Source organism: Tateyamaria sp. (assembly GCF_039940735.1).
In the GTDB taxonomy this organism is placed as follows: domain Bacteria; phylum Pseudomonadota; class Alphaproteobacteria; order Rhodobacterales; family Rhodobacteraceae; genus Tateyamaria.
Genome location: NZ_JBDVGB010000088.1, coordinates 1 through 18,195, shown reverse-complemented (window position 1 = coordinate 18,195; position 18,195 = coordinate 1). Strand labels below are relative to the sequence as shown.

The 18,195-nt window shown below is 55.2% G+C and carries 16 protein-coding genes; 12 read left to right on the top strand and 4 right to left on the bottom strand.

What is annotated here, in order from left to right; translation table 11 throughout:
* Positions 1 to 7 precede the first annotated feature (7 nt).
* The gene (locus tag ABJF76_RS18110) at positions 8 to 661 is read right to left on the bottom strand and encodes a histidine phosphatase family protein (protein ID WP_413819211.1); all 654 of its coding nucleotides are present in this window, start codon (positions 659 to 661) and stop codon (positions 8 to 10) included.
* 216 nt (positions 662 to 877) lie between these two features.
* On the opposite strand from ABJF76_RS18110, the gene fdhF reads away from it, so the two are divergent.
* The gene (fdhF, locus tag ABJF76_RS18105) at positions 878 to 3,643 is read left to right on the top strand and encodes a formate dehydrogenase subunit alpha (RefSeq protein WP_413819212.1); all 2,766 of its coding nucleotides are present in this window, start codon (positions 878 to 880) and stop codon (positions 3,641 to 3,643) included.
* 39 nt (positions 3,644 to 3,682) lie between these two features.
* On the opposite strand, the gene ABJF76_RS18100 is transcribed toward fdhF, so the two are convergent.
* Positions 3,683 to 3,865, bottom strand: coding sequence for a hypothetical protein (locus ABJF76_RS18100; protein WP_413819213.1), 183 nt, complete (start codon positions 3,863 to 3,865; stop codon positions 3,683 to 3,685).
* Between the two features lie 119 nt (positions 3,866 to 3,984).
* On the opposite strand from ABJF76_RS18100, the gene ABJF76_RS18095 reads away from it, so the two are divergent.
* Complete coding sequence (locus ABJF76_RS18095; protein ID WP_413819214.1) at positions 3,985 to 5,181, top strand: hydantoinase/carbamoylase family amidase; 1,197 nt, start codon at positions 3,985 to 3,987, stop codon at positions 5,179 to 5,181.
* A 5-nt stretch (positions 5,182 to 5,186) separates the two neighbouring features.
* Here ABJF76_RS18095 and ABJF76_RS18090 read toward each other — a convergent pair whose 3' ends face one another.
* Positions 5,187 to 6,404, bottom strand: a complete 1,218-nt coding sequence (locus ABJF76_RS18090) for a PAS-domain containing protein (protein WP_413819215.1) — start codon at positions 6,402 to 6,404, stop codon at positions 5,187 to 5,189.
* 166 nt (positions 6,405 to 6,570) lie between these two features.
* On the opposite strand from ABJF76_RS18090, the gene ABJF76_RS18085 reads away from it, so the two are divergent.
* The 5 genes from ABJF76_RS18085 (at position 6,571) to ABJF76_RS18065 (ending at position 11,490) form a co-directional block, all read left to right on the top strand.
* Positions 6,571 to 8,529, top strand: coding sequence for an AMP-binding protein (locus tag ABJF76_RS18085; RefSeq protein ID WP_413819249.1), 1,959 nt, complete (start codon positions 6,571 to 6,573; stop codon positions 8,527 to 8,529).
* A gap of 85 nt (positions 8,530 to 8,614) precedes the next feature.
* Positions 8,615 to 9,433 carry an ABC transporter ATP-binding protein gene (locus tag ABJF76_RS18080; protein ID WP_413819216.1) on the top strand — a complete coding sequence of 273 codons (819 nt, stop codon included), beginning with the start codon at positions 8,615 to 8,617 and terminating at the stop codon, positions 9,431 to 9,433.
* Positions 9,426 to 9,917 carry a hypothetical protein gene (locus ABJF76_RS18075; protein WP_413819217.1) on the top strand — a complete coding sequence of 164 codons (492 nt, stop codon included), beginning with the start codon at positions 9,426 to 9,428 and terminating at the stop codon, positions 9,915 to 9,917. Before ABJF76_RS18080 ends, ABJF76_RS18075 begins: the two co-directional genes overlap by 8 nt.
* Positions 9,907 to 10,455: a hypothetical protein gene (locus ABJF76_RS18070; RefSeq protein ID WP_413819218.1), complete on the top strand. Its 549-nt coding sequence runs from the start codon at positions 9,907 to 9,909 to the stop codon at positions 10,453 to 10,455. The genes ABJF76_RS18075 and ABJF76_RS18070 overlap by 11 nt, the downstream gene beginning before the upstream one ends.
* A gap of 3 nt (positions 10,456 to 10,458) precedes the next feature.
* Positions 10,459 to 11,490, top strand: coding sequence for a branched-chain amino acid ABC transporter permease (locus ABJF76_RS18065; protein ID WP_413819219.1), 1,032 nt, complete (start codon positions 10,459 to 10,461; stop codon positions 11,488 to 11,490).
* Here the strand turns inward: ABJF76_RS18065 and ABJF76_RS18060 are convergent, their stop codons facing one another.
* Positions 11,491 to 11,817, bottom strand: a complete 327-nt coding sequence (locus tag ABJF76_RS18060; protein WP_413819220.1) for a hypothetical protein — start codon at positions 11,815 to 11,817, stop codon at positions 11,491 to 11,493.
* A 125-nt stretch (positions 11,818 to 11,942) separates the two neighbouring features.
* Between ABJF76_RS18060 and ABJF76_RS18055 the strand changes: the two genes are divergently transcribed.
* From ABJF76_RS18055 to ABJF76_RS18035, 5 genes are all read left to right on the top strand, one after another.
* The gene (locus ABJF76_RS18055; protein ID WP_413819221.1) at positions 11,943 to 13,019 is read left to right on the top strand and encodes a branched-chain amino acid ABC transporter permease; all 1,077 of its coding nucleotides are present in this window, start codon (positions 11,943 to 11,945) and stop codon (positions 13,017 to 13,019) included.
* 94 nt (positions 13,020 to 13,113) lie between these two features.
* Positions 13,114 to 14,391 (top strand): ABC transporter substrate-binding protein, encoded by a 1,278-nt coding sequence (locus ABJF76_RS18050; RefSeq protein WP_413819222.1) that lies wholly within the window; start codon positions 13,114 to 13,116, stop codon positions 14,389 to 14,391.
* 76 nt (positions 14,392 to 14,467) lie between these two features.
* Entirely contained in the window at positions 14,468 to 15,292 is an 825-nt protein-coding gene (locus tag ABJF76_RS18045; RefSeq protein ID WP_413819223.1) for an ABC transporter ATP-binding protein, read from the top strand.
* A gap of 76 nt (positions 15,293 to 15,368) precedes the next feature.
* Positions 15,369 to 16,580, top strand: coding sequence for a phenylacetate--CoA ligase family protein (locus ABJF76_RS18040; protein ID WP_413819224.1), 1,212 nt, complete (start codon positions 15,369 to 15,371; stop codon positions 16,578 to 16,580).
* Positions 16,581 to 16,658: 78 nt separating this feature from the next.
* A partial coding sequence (locus ABJF76_RS18035; protein ID WP_413822634.1) for an ABC transporter permease occupies positions 16,659 to 18,195 on the top strand: 1,537 nt, incomplete at its 3' end.

Genomic DNA, 18,195 nt, shown 5'->3' with positions numbered 1-18,195 from the left:
GGGGACCTCAAACGTGGGTTTGTGCGTGGTGGCGATCGGGCATTTCCAAGTGGGGAACGGTGTTAAACGACACGGGTGACCATGTGCCGCCGATGGGGCGAAAGTGATGCATGGACGTGTTCATGATCGCCAATGCAACATTGGCCATTGCCTTGATGCTAAGGTCAAGGTGCTGCCGCATCACCATCGATATTAAACCACCTGATGTGACGACCAGTGCAGGATCATTGCCTGCGCCGATGTCTGTTATCACCGAATGCACCCTGTCTTCGAAACTGGCAAAACTTTCAGGCGCGCCTTTTAAGATATCATCCTTCCATGCCGAAAAGACACGTGGCAGGTGTTGGATGAATTCTTCCTGCTCGGTCGGCATTGGCACACCGTGTTCGTCGCGCAGGGCTGCGGCGAGGGTGAAATATTCCAATTCGTTTAGGCGCGCGTCTTCGATTGCGGTTAGGCCTGTGTCCATGCCGATGGCCGTTTCGCGGTGCCGTCGCAAGGTGCCGGTGTAAAGCCGGGCATGGCGTTGGTGCGTGGCGCGCATATGATCGCCCAACCACGATGCCTGTTGATGCCCGAGGGGGCTGAGCCGGTCATAGCTTGCCTCGTCCGTGGCTTCTGAATTGGCCTGACCGTGGCGGATAAGAGTGATGTGGGACATGCGCACCTTTGGCTGCTGTTTGGTCTGTTCTATTGCAGGGCAGTGTCCGTGGGAAGCGTTGGAGCCTCCGGCGGGAATATTTATCCGAACAATGAAGCAGAGCGTCGTTCATAGGAAACGTGCGCGCCGCGAAAATGGGATGTGGTGTCGGGATTGAGGGTCCTGCGTGTGGATTTGTCGGGTTACAGTACCCTTGATTGCAAAAAGGTGTGTGCGATGACGGACAAGGTGACATTCACGCTGGACGGTGCCGAGGTTGAAGCCGAAGCAGGTATGACCATTTGGGAAGTGGCCAATGGTCGTGGTTTGGTGATCCCGCATCTGTGCCACAAACCGGCGCCCGGTTATCGCCCCGACGGCAACTGTCGTGCTTGCATGGTTGAGATCGAGGGCGAGCGTGTTTTGGCGGCGTCCTGTATTCGCGAACCTAGCGAGGGCATGGTTGTCACCACCAATTCCGCGCGGGCTGAAACTGCGCGCAAGATGGTGGTCGAGATGTTGATGACCGATCAGCCTGAGCGCGATGTATCGCATGACAAGTCCGCCCATCTTTGGGACATGGCCGAAGCCAATGGCGTCTCGGAAAGCCGCTTTCCCAAGCTGGAAGAGGGGCGCATTCCGTTGCTGGATGACAGCCATGTGGCGATGTCGGTGAACCTTGATGCCTGTATTTCCTGTGGTCTGTGTGTGCGTGCGTGTCGCGAAGTGCAGGTCAATGACGTGATCGGTATGTCCGGGCGTGGGCATGACGCGTACCCGACTTTCGACTTGGCTGACCCGATGGGTGATAGCACGTGTGTGGCGTGCGGCGAATGTGTGCAGGCCTGTCCGACGGGGGCGTTGATGCCTTCGACTGTGGTGGATGACGCGCAGGTTGGCGACAGTGCAGACTTCGATAGAGAGGTTGAGAGCATTTGCCCGTTCTGCGGTGTGGGTTGTCAGATTTCGCTGAAGGTCAAAGACAACAAAGTCAAATACGTTGAGGGCATTAACGGCCCCGCAAACGAGGGGCGTCTGTGCGTCAAAGGCCGCTTTGGTTTTGACTATATCCATCATGATCACCGCCTGACCAAGCCGCTGATCCGCCGCGATGATGCGCCTGCCAAAGGCTTGAACGTTGATCCCGGAAATTGGGGTTCTGTGTTCCGCGAGGCGACGTGGGACGAGGCGCTGGATTTTGCCGCAGGTGGCCTAAAGGGTCGTGGACGTGAGGTCGCTGGCTTTGGGTCGGCCAAGTGCACCAACGAGGAAGCGTATCTGTTCCAAAAGATGATCCGCCAAGGATTTGGCCACAACAACGTCGATCACTGTACGCGCCTGTGCCATGCCAGTTCGGTGGCCGCTTTGATCGAAAATGTCGGATCAGGCGCGGTGACGGCGACGTTTAACGAGATTGAGAATGCGGACGTCGCGATTGTCATCGGTTGTAACCCGATTGAAAACCACCCTGTCGCGGCCACTTATTTCAAGCAGTTCACCAAACGCGGCGGCAAGCTGATCGTGATGGATCCACGGGGCCAAGCGTTGAAACGTTTTTCCAGCCATATGCTGCAATTCCGCCCCGGTGCAGACGTGTCCATGCTGAACGCAATCATGCATGTGATCGTCGAAGAAGGTCTGTTTGATCAGCAGTACATCGATGCCTACACCGAAAACTGGGAAGCGGAAAAAGAACACCTAAAGGAGTTCGCGCCCGAAAAGATGGCTGAGATATGTGGGGTTGAGGCTGAGGTATTGCGCGATGTGGCGCGGACCTTTGCGGGTGCTAAATCGGCGATGATTTTCTGGGGGATGGGCGTCAGCCAGCACATTCATGGAACGGACAATTCGCGGTGCCTGATTTCACTGGCCTTGATGACAGGACAAGTGGGTCGGCCCGGTGCAGGTCTGCATCCGTTGCGTGGGCAGAACAACGTGCAAGGCGCGTCCGATGCGGGCCTCGTGCCGATGTTCTTGCCGGACTATCAGACGGTCACGGATGACGGTGTGCGCAATGCGTTTACAGATGTTTGGCAGTCGGGGGATTTCTCGAACGAGAAAGGCCTGACCGTGACCGAGATCATGGACGAGGTTCATGCTGGTTCGATCAAGGCGATGTATGTTCTGGGCGAAAACCCGGCGATGTCGGACCCGGATGTAGAACATGCACGTGCAGCACTGGCTAAGCTGGATCATCTGGTCGTGCAGGATATTTTCATCACTGAAACGGCGAATTATGCCGATGTGATCCTGCCAGCATCAGCCTTTGCTGAAAAGTCGGGCACCGTGACCAACACAAACCGTCAGGTGCAGATGGGCCGCCCCGCGTTGCCGCCCCCGGGGGAAGCCAAGCAAGATTGGTGGATTGAGGTAGAGCTGGCCAAGCGGCTGGGTCTTGGTTGGACCTATGAAGGGCCTGCTGATGTGTTCGCGGAAATGAAACTGAACATGAAGTCGCTGGACAACATCACTTGGGATCGGTTGGAGGTGCAGAATGCCGTGACCTATCCGTCTTTGTCGCCCGAAGACCCGGGCCAAGCGATCGTATTTGGCGACGGTTTCCCGCGCCCTGAAGGACGGGCAAGGTTCACGCCTGCGTCTGTGATCGCACCGGATGATGTGCCTGATGCTGAATATCCGATGATTTTAACAACGGGTCGGCAGCTAGAGCACTGGCACACCGGATCAATGACGCGCCGTTCTACTGTTTTGGATGCCGTCGAACCCGAAGCGAACTGTTCGCTGCACCCATCGACGTTGCGCAAGCTGGGAGTGCCTGCGGGTGGGACTGTTCGATTGACGACCAAACGTGGTTCGATTGAAATCATGGCCCGCGAAGATCGTGCGGTCGCGCCGGATATGGTGTTCTTGCCCTTTGCCTTTGTCGAGGCAGCGGCGAACATCCTCACCAATCCGGCGATTGATCCCTATGGGAAAATCCCCGAATTCAAGTTTTCGGCTGTGAAGGTCGAAGCGGCCGCCGGAGCAGTGGCCGCAGAATAGACCACGATGCTTTTGGCTAAGCCGCCACCTTTGCTTGGGTTATGTACAAAGAACACCGGTTTCGACGAGTTCGAAACCGGTGATTTCAAACTCATACATATCTGATCTGTCTGGCTTTTCAGCGCGCGCAATCAGTTTACCATCATCGCTTTGATATACGGCGTGTGCTGTGTGCAATGCGCGGTAGCAGTGCGTTCCGTCTGGATAGTAATACTTGATCATTTGGTTTCCTTTTTTGTCTTTTATAGGTTGGGTTACTGACGAAAAATGACAACAGAGGCTTTTCATTCCATATGATGAAGGTTCCTGCTTTTACTTCCATCGTATGTTGAGAGGCCCTTATGATCGATCCCAACCGATTTCTGTCTGATTTGCATAAACTTCGCAGTTTTGGTGCAAGCGGTGTTGGCAAAGGCGTTGTGCGCCCTGCTTATTCTGAACCGGATTTGGCTGCGCGGGATTGGTTGGCATCACAGATGGCCGAAGCTGGCTTGACCCCGCGCTGGGACGCAATGGGTAATCTGTTTGGGTTGGCAAAGGGGCCGTCTTTGTTGCTGGGGTCGCATTCGGACAGTCAGCCGACAGGTGGCTGGTTAGACGGGGCATTGGGTGTTGTCGCTGCTTTGGAGGTTGCACGCGCAGCCCGCGAAAGCGGTGGACCCGCGATTTCAGTTGTGTCGTTTCAGGACGAAGAGGGGCGGTTTGGCGTGACCACAGGGTCTGCGGTTTGGTCGGGTGGTGTATCATTGATGGATACCGATCAGTTGCGCGACCATGATGGCGTGTCTTTGGCAGAGGCGCGCTCCTTGCTGGGGGATCGTGTGGGCGCACCTGTGGATGCGGCGCAGTTCACTGGTTTTATCGAGCTGCACATCGAACAAGGACCGACGTTAGATACCTCTGGCGAGCAGATTGGCGTGGTTACGGATATTGTTGGTATACGGGATCAAGTGATCACCCTGAGTGGTCAGCAAAATCACGCAGGCACCACGCCCATGGCATTGCGACGCGATGCGTTTCAGGGGTTAAGCACGTTTAATGCGCGGCTCAATGATCGGTTGCGTAACGTGGTTACACCGCAATCTGTGTGGACAATTGGGCATGTATCGATCAGCCCCAATGCGTCATCCATCGTACCGGGTCAGGTTCGGTTTTCGATGCAGTGGCGGGATGGGGATGCGGCGCGTTTGGGGCGGATGCAGGTGGTTATTGATGCGGTATTAGAAGAAGTAGCCACCGAGATGGGCCTTGATGTTGAGAAAGGGCCAATGCTGGGGCTAGAACCAGTGGCCATGGATGCAAAGTTGCGCGCACGTCTTGAAGCTGGGGCCGAGGAAGTGTCGCCTAACAAGTGGCGCAAGATGCCTTCGGGGGCTTTGCATGATGCGACGAATGTGGCGCGGCTCTTGCCTGTGGCGATGCTGTTTGTGCCTTCGATCAATGGAATCAGCCATGCGTTTGAGGAAGACACGCAGGAGGACGATCTGGTCGCGGGATTGCAAGTGTTAGCCCATGCTGCGGGTGTTTTTGCCCAATAGGGGCATCATTCCGACCAGATGACATCGCCGATAAAGATATAGCCAGCGCCGTAAACAGTGCGGATATGTTTTGGTGATTTTGGGTCTTCGCCCAACTTTTGGCGCAACCGTGAAATGCGGACATCCAATGCACGTGCTGAACTGGGGTGTAGGCCGGGCGCGGCAAAAATCTCTTCTCGGGTGAGCAGCCGATTTGCGGCCAAAAGGAACACCCGAAGCAGGTTGGATTCTGCGACGGTCAAAGGGATGGCTGTGCCTGTATCGTCCTGTATCAGGTCCAACCTGTCAAATTGTGCAGTCCACGTGCCAAATTGTGCCGCCCGACTGGGTTTTGGGTCGTCGGCCGAAGAAAAGGTGATGTCCATCGACAAAACATAGACCCCGGTCACGGCTCCGGCTGCGTTGGTGTCAGGCGTAAAGGCCGAACGAATGTTGCGCCCATCCTTCGCCACGGTGAATTCGACCACTTTGGCATTGCCATCCAGCGCGGAATGTATGGCGGGCGATACCGCTTCGTAGATGTCTGGCCCCAGAACCGACTGTGCTGTGTGCCCCACGATGTCTGTTGCGCCGTTAAAAGGATCCAGCGGCAGGCGTTGGTTGGAATAGGTATAGTGTTCTTGCAGGTCCATGCGGGCAATATGCGCCGGAGTCGTTTCAGCCGCGAGACGGACGCGGGCCTCTGCCGCTTCGAGGTGCTGTTGAGTTTCATGCAGTCGGTTGATCGTTGCTTCGAGTGCGCGGTTGGCGCGCGCCAGTTCTTCGGAGCGGTCAAGCAGGCGACCCGACAATTCATCCGAACGCGAACGCATCATTTCTTCTTGGCGTTTGATTTCGGTAATGTCGGTGTAAACGGCAATCCAGCCGCCTTGGCGCAACGGCCCGCCTTCGATGGAGATCCAATTGCCATTGGCGCGCTTGCGCTCGATGTAATGCTGTTCAAAGGTCAACGCCTGCGCAACGCGTGCGTCTACAAATTCTTCGGCATTGGCGACGTGGCCATATTCACCTGTTTGTACCAGATGACGGATTGTGTCTGAAAACAACGCGCCCGGTGTGCACAGGTGAGACGGCAGATCAAACAAGGCGCGAAAGCGTTGGTTGGCTACAATCAACCTAAGGTCGTCGCTGTAAATCGACAGTGCCTGCTGGATCATGTTCAACCCAGAGCGCAGCAAAACGGACGTGTCTTGCGAGCGGTGAAAGGTGTTTGGCGCGCGCATTATTGTTATTCCCTTGCGATCGTAACAATTGGTTACATTTCCGAATGTATTAAGAAAGATTTGACAGGTCCAGACGCGTCCGCAACGATAAATTTGTGGGATTCGCGTAGCCCGCCAAAATACGCCGGAAACCGGCAATTAGGGAGGATATTGCGTGACAGCCGAGATGGCCGATCAGGCGGGGTTGAGCTCCGTCCCAGCACTTTTGCACCGCAACGCCACACAGTTTGCTGACGCGCCTGCGTACCGAGAAAAAGAATTCGGTATCTGGCAAAGTTGGAGCTGGTCCCAAACCCGTGACGAGATCGAAGCGCTGGCGCTTGGTCTTATCGATTTGGGCGTGTCTGAGGGGGATTTCATTGCCGTCATCGGACGCAACCGCCCCACGCTGTATTGGTCGATGATGGCTGCACAAATGTGCGGTGCGATCCCGGTGCCGCTGTATCAGGACGCGGCAGCCGAAGAGATGGCCTATACCCTTGGGCATTGCGGCGCACGGTTTGTGATCGCAGGCGATCAAGAACAGGTGGATAAGGTGATCGAAGTTTCACCCGATTTGCCGCAATTCGAACGGATCGTTTATTTGGATCCACGCGGTCTACGCAAATACGATCATGCCAAGCTGCATCAATATGCGCAGGTTCAAGACACCGGTCGTGCCAAGCGTGCTGAACTGGCACCCGAAATGGAACGCCGTATTGCTAAGCTGGATTACGACAGCACGTGCGTGATGCTTTATACGTCAGGGACGACCGGCAAGCCCAAAGGCGTCGTGCTGAGCAATCGCAACGTGATCGAGACGTCCAAATCGTCTTCGAAATTTGATGGGTTGCGTCAGAGTGATGACATTCTGGCCTATCTGCCAATGGCTTGGGTTGGGGATTTTATCTTTTCCGTGGGACAAGCGCTGTGGACCGGGTTTTGCACCAACTGTCCTGAAAGTGCTGAAACGATGCATGTGGACCTGCGCGAGATCGGGCCAACATACTATTTCGCACCGCCCCGTGTGTTTGAAAACGAGCTGACCAATGTGATGATCCGCATGGAAGATGCGGGCAAGTTCAAACGACGCATGTTCCACTACTTTATGGATCATGCGCGCAAGGTCGGGCCCGATATGTTGGACGGCAACGACGTCGGATTTATGGATCGCCTGAAATACAAGCTTGGGGATTTGATGGTCTTTGGGCCGCTCAAGAATACGCTGGGCTTTACACGTGTCCGCGTCGGTTACACCGCGGGCGAGGCGATCGGGCCTGAAATCTTTGATTTTTATCGGTCCTTGGGGATTAACCTAAAGCAGCTTTACGGGCAAACCGAAGCGACGGTGTTCATTACCGCCCAACCCGATGGGCAGGTACGAAGCGACACAGTTGGCGTGCAATGCCCGGGGGTAGAATTAAAGATCGCCGACAATGGCGAAGTGTTTTACCGCTCTCCCGGCGTTTTTGTTGAGTATTACAAGAACCCTGAAAGCACTGCGGACACCAAGGATGCCGAGGGTTGGGTCGCTACGGGGGATGCCGGATTTATCGAAGAAGACACCGGGCATTTGCGGATCATTGATCGGGCCAAAGACGTGGGCAAGACGGCCTCGGGCGCGCTGTTTGCGCCAAAATACGTCGAGAACAAGCTGAAGTTTTTCCCCAATATTCTGGAGACGGTTGTTTTTGGCAATGATCGCGACGAATGCACAGCCTTTATCAATATCGACTTGAATGCCGTTGGGAATTGGGCAGAACGCAACAACATTGGCTATGCGTCCTATCAAGAACTGGCGCAGCATCCCGAAGTGCTAGCCACCATCAAGAACCATGTGGAAGAGGTGAATATTTCTGTCGCACAGGACGAGATGCTGTCGAGCTGTCAGGTGTATCGCTTTGTCGTGCTGCACAAACAGTTGGATGCGGATGATGGCGAGTTGACGCGGACCTTAAAGGTGCGCCGCCGGATCATCGAAGAGAAGTACGCGGATATTATCGATGCCTTGTACGATGGGTCAAATGAGGTCTCGACCACCACGGAAGTTACCTATGAGGATGGGCGAAAAGGTTCGATTTCAGCGACGCTTTTGATCCAAAGCGCGAAGACCTCGGCCATAGTGACACAGATGGCGGCGGAATGATGATGCGTGACGCTCGCCTTGCAGGCTTCGCCCCACCCACCATCCCTTTGGGGCGGATTTCTTTGAATAGCGAAGGGTGGACCTGATGCTGGATCAAACTGACGGATACACCACTGCGGATGGGCGCAAAATCGGCCCTGTTGTGATGGAAATGAAAAATATTACCCTGCGGTTTGGCGGGGTCGAGGCGATCAAGGATATCTCGTTTGATATTCGCGAGGGTGAAATTCGCGCCATTATCGGGCCCAACGGGGCAGGCAAATCTTCGATGCTGAACGTGATCTCGGGGTTCTATGTGCCACAGGATGGGCAGGTTTTGTACAAAGGCCAGCCACGTCCGCCGATGAGGCCATTTGAAGTTGCACGCCAAGGCATTGCGCGCACCTTTCAAAACATAGCCTTGTTTGAAGGGATGTCCGTTCTGGACAACGTGATGACGGGCCGTTTGACCCATATGAAGACGGGGCTCTTTGCCCAAACCTTCTGGAAGGGCAAGGCCGAGGCTGAAGAAACGGCCAACCGGGAAGTTGCTGAAAAGATTATCGACTTTTTGGAAATTCAGGCCATCCGCAAGACCCCGGTTGCGCGCTTGCCTTATGGGTTGAAAAAACGTGTCGAACTGGCCCGCGCCCTTGCGGCAGAGCCGTCGCTGTTGCTGCTGGACGAGCCGATGGCAGGCATGAACGTCGAGGAAAAAGAGGACATGAGCCGCTTTATTCTGGATGTGAATGACGAATTTGGCACCACAATTGCATTGATCGAACACGATATGGGTGTCGTTATGGATCTGTCAGACAGGGTGGTTGTGATGGATTACGGCAAAAAGATTGGTGACGGTACGCCTGAAGAAGTGCGCGGCAATCAAGCCGTGATCGATGCTTATCTTGGGGTTGCGCATGATTAAAACGCTCGCTCAAAATGGTGGCGCTCAAGCTTGTCGTTATATGCTCGCCTCGTTGTTTTGCATGGCCTTGATGGGTGGGGCAGGGGCTGCGCAGGCGGGGACGGCTTGGGACATGTTTGTAGCGCGTTGTCTGGACCCGTTCGAACACCTCACGCTTGCTGTAACGGAAGGGTTGCCGGCGCAGCCCATCGATCAGATGCATGAAGCGCGTTTGGTTTATGGCCCGACGCCCGAAGGATATCTGCTTGTTCTGGACGAAGCCCCCAGCGTGGGTGTTCGGACCTGCGCGGTTGAATTCGTTGGCAAAGAGATGACCCAAGCAGAACTGGCTTGGCGCGATGAGCAATTTGCCCAGAACCTTTATGTGCCGGACGGCGACTGGTTGGTCAGCAACGAATGGATCGACCCGGGCGTCATGATGCGCACCAAGTCCACGGATTCACACACAACCTATGTTGTCGTGGAGACTGACCTTGAGAGTTAAAGCCTGCCTTATCGTGACGGCCTTCTGGGTCGTGCCGCAAGCGGGTGTGGCGCAAGATTCCGCGTTGTTTGACCGGGCTTTGACCGAATGCGTTCGCTATATCGCGGCCAAACCGGCTGAGGCTTGGGCGTTTGAAACGCCGCCTGCCACGTTGGACACTGATGAAAGTGGCGTGCGGGCCACGGTTGTGCATCCGCAAGGCTCTGCCGGGAATTTCGATATGGCGGTCAGTTTCACACATGATCGCGGCACGTCGACCACGCCGGGCAAGTGGGCCTGTAGCGGCGTTGGCCCAAAAGCGCCGGCATGGGCCACGTTCGAGGCAACGGGTTGGGTCAGTGCCGACGCGCGGCTGCGTGCCGCTGGTTTGGTCGAGTTGAATTTTCCGGGCCCGCAACGGGCCTATGCCGACTGCACCTCTGACGCACCGGGCACTTATGTTTTGTTTAATGCGGGCGCGGGCGACCGTGTGACGTTTGCTGCGATAACGGGGCTGGAAGCGGCCGCGTTTTGCACCTCGATGGGATGGAAAGGGTAAGCGATGTACGATCAGCTGGTCTATGCGATGGAGGTCTTCCTGAATGGGTTGATGGCCGGGGTGATGTATGCGCTTGTGGCGCTGGGCTTTGTCCTGATTTTCAAAGCGTCGGGCATCTTTAACTTTGCGCAAGGGGTCATGGCGCTGTTTGCGGCGATGACTTTGGTCGGCATTCAGACGGGACAAGTGCCGTTTTACCACGTGATCAACGCGATCTTTGGCACCAACATTCACTATTTCGGGTGGGAATTGCATTCGGTCATCGCCATCGCACTAACGGTTGTCGTGATGATTGCCCTTGCTTGGGGGGTGCAGCGGTTCATTTTCAGCAAGCTGGTGGGCCAAGAACCGATCCTTTTGTTTATGGCGACCATCGGGTTGGCTTATCTACTAGAGGGTGTCGCGGATCTGATGTGGGGATCCGAGATTAAGACGCTGAATGTGTGTCTGACGGCCGGTACCTGTTTGCCGCAAGGTATCAATGAAGCGATTGACGAGACGACCTTTGGCATTTTTGGCTACGGGTTCTTTATCGACAATCTGGACATTACGGCCACAATTATTGCGATCATTTTGGTGGCGGCGCTGGTCGCGTTTTCGCAATACACCAAACAGGGGCGCGCGATGCGGGCCGTGGCGGATGACCATCAGGCGGCACTGTCTGTGGGCGTATCGCTGAACTATATCTGGATACTTGTTTGGTCGGTCGCGGGATTTGTCGCACTGGTGGCTGGCGTCATGTGGGGTGCAAAATCAGGGGTGCAGTTTTCGCTGTCCTTGATTGCGCTCAAGGCTTTGCCTGTTTTGATGTTGGGTGGCTTTACGTCCATCCCCGGCGCAATCGTCGGGGGACTGATCATCGGTGTCGGCGAAAAGTTGTTTGAGTTTTTCATGTCCTCCAGCGATCTGGCTGGCGCGTTGTTTGGCTTTACCATGAACGCGACCGAGAACTGGTTTGCTTATGTGTTGGCGTTGATCTTTCTTGTCTTCCGCCCTCAAGGCCTGTTCGGGGAGAAGATCATTGAACGCGTGTGATCACCCATCAAGTTGGCGAAATAGCACAACCGTCATGGCAGCAAGCACTGTGATCGCGAGTGTTGTCGACAACATGATGTCACCTGTCAGCAGCATGGCTGCGCCGACACAGATGGTCATCACCAAGGTGCACAGCAACAATGTCGGCCCAATGCCTGTGCGTTTTTCGCGCGGCGGCGGCTCGTCAAACACAGTTGTTTCCGGCGCATCGGCATCGGGCACTGAATCCAGCAACCGTGCTTTGGCTGCGGCCAGATCAATAGCGTTGATTTCGCCGCGTTTATGCGCGGCATCAAGACGGTGCATACCATCCAATATTGCAGTCATAGATCCCACTCCGTTTTCCCACGATCAAGGTGTCAGGGGAATTGGGGCGAAATGTGGCAAAATAGGAAAACCTGATGGGTTGGTTAACGCAGCACTTAATATGAGCGCAGCAAGGGAGGCGATTTATGCTTTATCGTGAAGCGGGCGATTTTTCGACGACATATCCGCAGGATAGCCAAACCTTTCCGATCAAATTTGACCGGTATAGATATTATGTCGTTCTGATCGTTGCGGCGTGTGTGATGCCCTTTGTGATGAACGATTATCTGGTCAATTCGATCTTTCTGCCCTTTTTGATCTATACGATTGCCGCCATTGGCTTGAATATTCTGGTTGGATATTGTGGCCAAGTGTCGCTGGGCACCGGTGGCTTCATGGCTGTGGGGGCCTATGCCTGTTACAAGCTGATGACGGCATTTCCGGACGTGAATATCTTTTTCCATGTGATTATCGCGGGCGGGATAACGGCGCTTGTGGGGACGGCATTCGGCCTTCCGAGTTTGCGGATCAAGGGGTTCTATCTGGCCGTCGCGACGCTTGCGGCGCAGTTCTTTCTTGTTTGGTTGTTCAACAAGGTCAGCTGGTTTTACAACTATTCTGCGTCGGGTCAGATCAACGCGCCCGAACGGGCAGTGTTTGGCGTGAACGTCACTGGTCCCAACACGGAAGCTTGGGCGACCTATCTGTTTTGCCTTATCTTCACCATTGGTGCTGCAATCATTGCACGTAATCTGACACGTGGGTCTGTTGGCCGACAGTGGATGGCAATCCGGGACATGGATATTGCTGCTGAAATCATTGGAGTGAATCCGTTGAAGGCCAAGTTGACGGCCTTTGCGGTCAGTTCGTTCTTTGTTGGTATTTCAGGCGCGCTGTTCTTTGCGGTCTATTTGGGCGCGGTTGAGGTTGGTGAGGTGTTCGGCATCAACAAGTCGTTTCTTGTGTTGTTCATGATCATCATTGGCGGCTTGGGATCAATATTCGGAGCGTTTGCGGGGGCTGCGTTCTTGGTCGTGTTGCCTGTGTTGTTAAAGCTGGTTGGTGTGGATCTTCTGGCTTGGCCGACAGACATCGTGGCCCACTTTAACTTGGTGATCGTTGGGGGGATGATCATCATGTTCCTGATCCTTGAACCGCATGGTTTGGCGCAGTTGTGGCGCGTTGCCAAAGAGAAGTTGAGATTGTGGCCCTTCCCGCATTGACGGGTCGGTCACCAACAATGGCGGGGTAAACCCCGCCTTACGGAAGGCCCGATGGGGCCACAAATCGGACGAAACCAATGGGAGGAAAAAACCGATGAAGATGAAGCTAGCAACATGGGCCACGGCGGCCATGATGGCGGCAAGCCCTGTGATGGCGGACCTTGTGTTCCCGTCCTTGAGCTATCGTACAGGGCCTTACGCGGCGGGTGGTATTCCATTTGCAGATGGTTATGCGGATTATTTCACGCTTTTGAACGAGCGTGATGGTGGCATTGGTGGTGTGAAAACTGCAGTCCCAGAATGCGAAACTGGGTATAATACCGAAAAGGGTGTCGAGTGTTATGAAGCGACCAAAGGTGACGGTGCGTTGGTTTATCAACCCCTGTCCACCGGCATCACTTACCAGTTGATTCCCAAAGCGACGGCAGACGATATTCCGATCCACTCGATGGGGTATGGGCGTACATCTGCGGCGAATGGCGAAGTGTTTGGGCATGTGTTCAACTACCCGGCCAACTATTGGAATGGGGCGTCCGGTGCGGTTAACTATCTGCTGGAGCAAGGTGACCTGAGCGGCAAGAAAGTCGCGCTTGTTTATCACAACTCGGCCTATGGCAAGGAGCCTATTCGCACGCTTCAAGAGCTGTCGAAAAAGCACAGCTTTGAGTTCATGGAAGTCGCGGTTGATCACCCGGGTCAGGAACAAAAATCGCAGTGGCTGCAAATTCGCCGCGAGCGTCCTGATTACGTCATCATGTATGGCTGGGGAGTGATGAACCAAGTCGCTATCCAAGAAGCTGCCAACATCCGTTTCCCGATGGAAAACTTCATCGGCATCTGGTGGTCGGGTTCTGAGAACGACGTGTTGCCTGCCGGCGAAGCCGCGAACGGGTATAAAGCGTTGACCTTCCACGGTGTGGGCGATGATTTCCCTGTCTTTGATGACATCAAAACGCACGTTGTCGACAAAGGTTTGGCTGCCGGTTCTGGCGACCAAATCGGGACTGTTCTGTATAACCGCGGTCTGTATGCGGCGATGTTGGCTGCTGAATCAGCCAAAACAGCGCAGGAAATCCATGGCACGGCAGACATTACTGCAGCGATGATGCGCGACGGTATGGAAGCGCTTGAGATCACAGAAGCCAAGATGGCGGAACTGGGCCTGCCGGGCTTTGGTCCTTCGTTTTCGGTGTCATGTGCAAACCACGGTGGCCCCGGCCTTGTCGGCATGACCCAGTGGGATGCCGCGGCGAAAGAGTGGAAGTTGGTATCTGACTTTGCTCCTTCGGATCTGAATGTGATTGATCCACTGATCGCAGAAGACAGCGCGGCCTATGCGGCTGAGTCTGGCATTACGCCGGGCTGCAACTAAGCGACTTTTCCGGGCGGCGGCATGTGTCGCCGTCCGGGATTTTTTGAGTATTTTTCGAACAATGAAGGATCATGTCATGCTGGACGCCGAGGTGAAAACCGAGACCGTACTTGAGGTCAGCAATATCGAGGTGATCTATAACCACGTAATCCTTGTCTTAAAGGGTGTCAGCCTGAAGGTGCCGAAAGGTGGCATCACTGCCTTGCTTGGTGGCAACGGCGCGGGCAAGACGACGACCTTGAAGGCAATTTCCGGTCTATTGGCCTCTGAACGGGGTGAGGTGACAAAGGGAACGATTGAATATCGTGGCGAGAATACAGCCCATGCGGACCCTGCTGATTTGGTGAAAAAAGGTGTTGTTCAAGTCATGGAGGGCCGCCACTGTTTTGAGCATTTGACGGTTGAGGAAAACCTGATGACCGGTGCCTATACCCGAACTGATGGTAAGGGTGCAATCGCGGCTGACCTCGAGATGGTATACACCTATTTCCCGCGACTGCGTGAACGACGCAAGTCGCAGGCGGGATATACATCCGGCGGCGAGCAACAGATGACGGCGATTGGCCGCGCGTTGATGTCCCGCCCCGAGACGATTTTGTTAGATGAACCGAGTATGGGTTTGGCGCCGCAGCTGGTTGAACAGATTTTTGAGATCGTGAAGTCGGTGAACGAAAATGAGGGCGTGACGTTTTTGTTGGCTGAACAAAACACTAATGTCGCCCTGCGGTTTGCGCACTACGGATACATCTTGGAATCGGGGCGCGTGGTGATGGATGGCCCTGCGGCCGAGTTGCGCGAAAATCCAGATGTGAAGGAGTTTTATCTGGGCATGTCCGATGAGGGGCGGAAGTCGTTTCGCGATGTACGGTCCTACCGGCGGCGTAAGCGTTGGCTGAGCTGAAGGTCTTGGCCGGACAAACAAAGCGTGCAAATTTTCAGGCACTGGCTTGAGTTACAAACATGAAACGGTGGTTCCCTTGAAGACGCGTGTGCCTGACTTACTTGACGATCTGGAAACCCGGAGTGCGGATGCGCGTGCAGGCGATCAATTGGCGCGTGTAAATGAACAGATTGCACGTGTGGCTGCAGCGGCGGACACCTGTTTGCCAGAGGTGGGCACGTTACAGTCTTTGGATGATTTGCGACATTTGCCGGTTTTGCGCAAGTCAGACCTCGCGAAATGGCAGGCAGAGAAACCTCCTTTTGGGGGGCTTCCAGTGTCAAATGTTGCTCATGTGTTTCAATCGCCGGGCCCGATCTATGAACCGGGTGGCATCACGCCTGATTGGTGGCGCATGGGGCGTTTTTTGCGCGCGGTTGGCATTGGTGCGGATGACATTGTGCAAAACTGTTTTGGGTATCATCTGACACCTGCGGGGATGATGTTTGAATCAGGTGCGCGGGCTGTGGGCGCGGCCGTGTTGCCCGCCGGTACTGGCCAGACCGAGTTGCAAGTTACAGCAGCGCGCGACATTGGCACGACAGCTTATGCCGGTACGCCTGATTATCTGAAGGTGATCCTTGATAAAGCAGATCAGATGGGTGTGCCGTTGAAATTAACCCGTGCGGCGGTGGGCGGCGGTGCTTTGTTTCCGTCCTTACGCCAAGAATACGCGGATCGTGGCATCTTGTGTATGCAGTGCTATGCGACGGCAGATTTGGGCAACATTGCTTATGAAAGCCAGGCCTTAGAAGGCATGATCGTCGACGAGGGCGTTGTTGTCGAAATCGTCATACCCGGCACAGGCACGCCTGTCGCTGAGGGTGAGGTGGGCGAAGTGGTCGTGACTTCGCTAAATCCCGATTACCCGCTGATCCGCTTTGCCACAGGAGACATGAGCGCAGTTATGCCCGGTCAAAGCCCCTGTGGGCGGACGAATATGCGCATAAAAGGCTGGATGGGGCGCGCTGATCAAACGACCAAGATCAAAGGTATGTTTGTGCGCCCCGAACAGGTGGCGACGCTTGTTGCGAAGCATTCCGAAGTGACCCGCGCCCGCGTGATCGCACGCCGGGAAGGCGAACAAGATGCCATGACCGTTCAATTGGAAAGTACGGGGACCGATGCGCAAGCCTATGCTGCAAGTGTGGTCGAAACTTTGAAACTGAAGGGCAAGGTTGAATTGTTCGCGCCGGGGGCGCTGCCCAAAGATGGGCTCGTGATCGAAGACCAACGCAGTTACGACTGATGTGGCACCCCAAGCACTAGAAACCCGAGCGAAAACGTAAGATAAAGCGTCAACTTAACCAAGGTTGTCTCTTTGCCACTGTCTTCGATCATTTCAAAAACACCGCGCGCCGCGCCGCGTTTGTTGTCGTGGGGTGCCCTTGTCGTTGCAGGTCTGTGCCTGTTGCCGATGTTGGCCGTGCTGATTGCTGCGATGACAGGTGGCACGGATACGATCGCGCATTTGGCGGACAGTGTGTTGGGACGTTACGCGGCTAACACTGGGCTGCTTGTGATTTTGGTGTCGCTTGGCACATTTGCTATCGGTGTCGGGTCGGCCTGGCTGGTCACGATGACTCGCTTTCCGGGGGTGCGATTGTTTGAAATCGCGCTGGTGTTGCCGTTGGCGTTTCCGGCCTATGTGCTGGCCTATGCTTATACGCATGTGTTGGATCATCCGGGCATTGTGCAGACGTCTTTGCGAAGCATGATGGGTTGGGGGCCGCGCGACTATTGGTTCCCGGACATCCGCTCTCTTGGTGGGGCTGCCGTGATGCTGGTGTTGGTGCTTTACCCTTATGTTTACTTGTTGGCACGGGCGTCCTTTTTGCAACAAAGCGGGTCAACTTTTATGGCTGCTCGTGCGCTTGGATCGCGACCTCTGGTGGCCTTTTGGCGGGTTAGCCTGCCGCTGGCGCGCCCGGCGATCGCGGCAGGCGTGTTGCTAGCAGTCATGGAGACAATCGCAGACTTCGGGACGGTCGCCTATTTTGGCGTGCAAACCTTTGCCACGGGCATTTACACCAGTTGGTTTTCTTTGGGCGACCGCACGGGGGCGGCGCAATTGGCGCTGTGTTTACTGACATTCGCCCTGTTGCTTGCGGTGCTCGAACGCAAACAACGGGGGCAGGCGAAATATCACGACTCAAGTCAGGGGCAGAAACAACACCCACCCATTGAGCTGGCCGGCTGGCAGGCGGCTGCCGCGCTGGTCTTGTGTGGGTTGCCGGTGCTTTTAGGGGCTGTGGTTCCGGTTATTTCGCTGCTTAGTCTTGGCATCGGGTCAGAACAAGATTTGTTCAGCCCGCGTTATATCGGTTTTGTGCGTCATTCTTTGACGCTTGCAGGATTAGCTGCGGGGCTGACGCTCGTGGCGGCGATCCTGTTGGGTTATTTCCAGAGGATGCAGCCTGGGCGTTTGGCCTCTGGGGCGAACTATATGGCGCGGATGGGCTATGCCGTTCCAGGTGGGGTCATTGCCGTGGGCTTGTTGGTGCCCTTCGCGGCCTTTGATAATGCGCTGGATGCGTGGATGCGCGCCACGTTTGATGTGTCGACCGGGTTGTTTATTACGGGATCGATCTGGCTTTTGGTCTTTGCCTATATGGTGCGGTTTCTGGCGGCGGCTTTGGGCGCTTATGAGGGCGGACAGGCCCGCGTGCATGCCAATATGGACGCAGCCAGTCGGTCGTTGGGCAAGGGACCAATGGCCACACTACGCCGCGTGCACTTGCCGATCCTGACGCCAAGCCTGCTGACCGCGCTGTTGATCGTCTTCGTGGATGTGATGAAAGAACTGCCCGCGACGCTTATAATGCGTCCGTTTAATTTCGACACGTTGGCTGTGCAGGCCTATC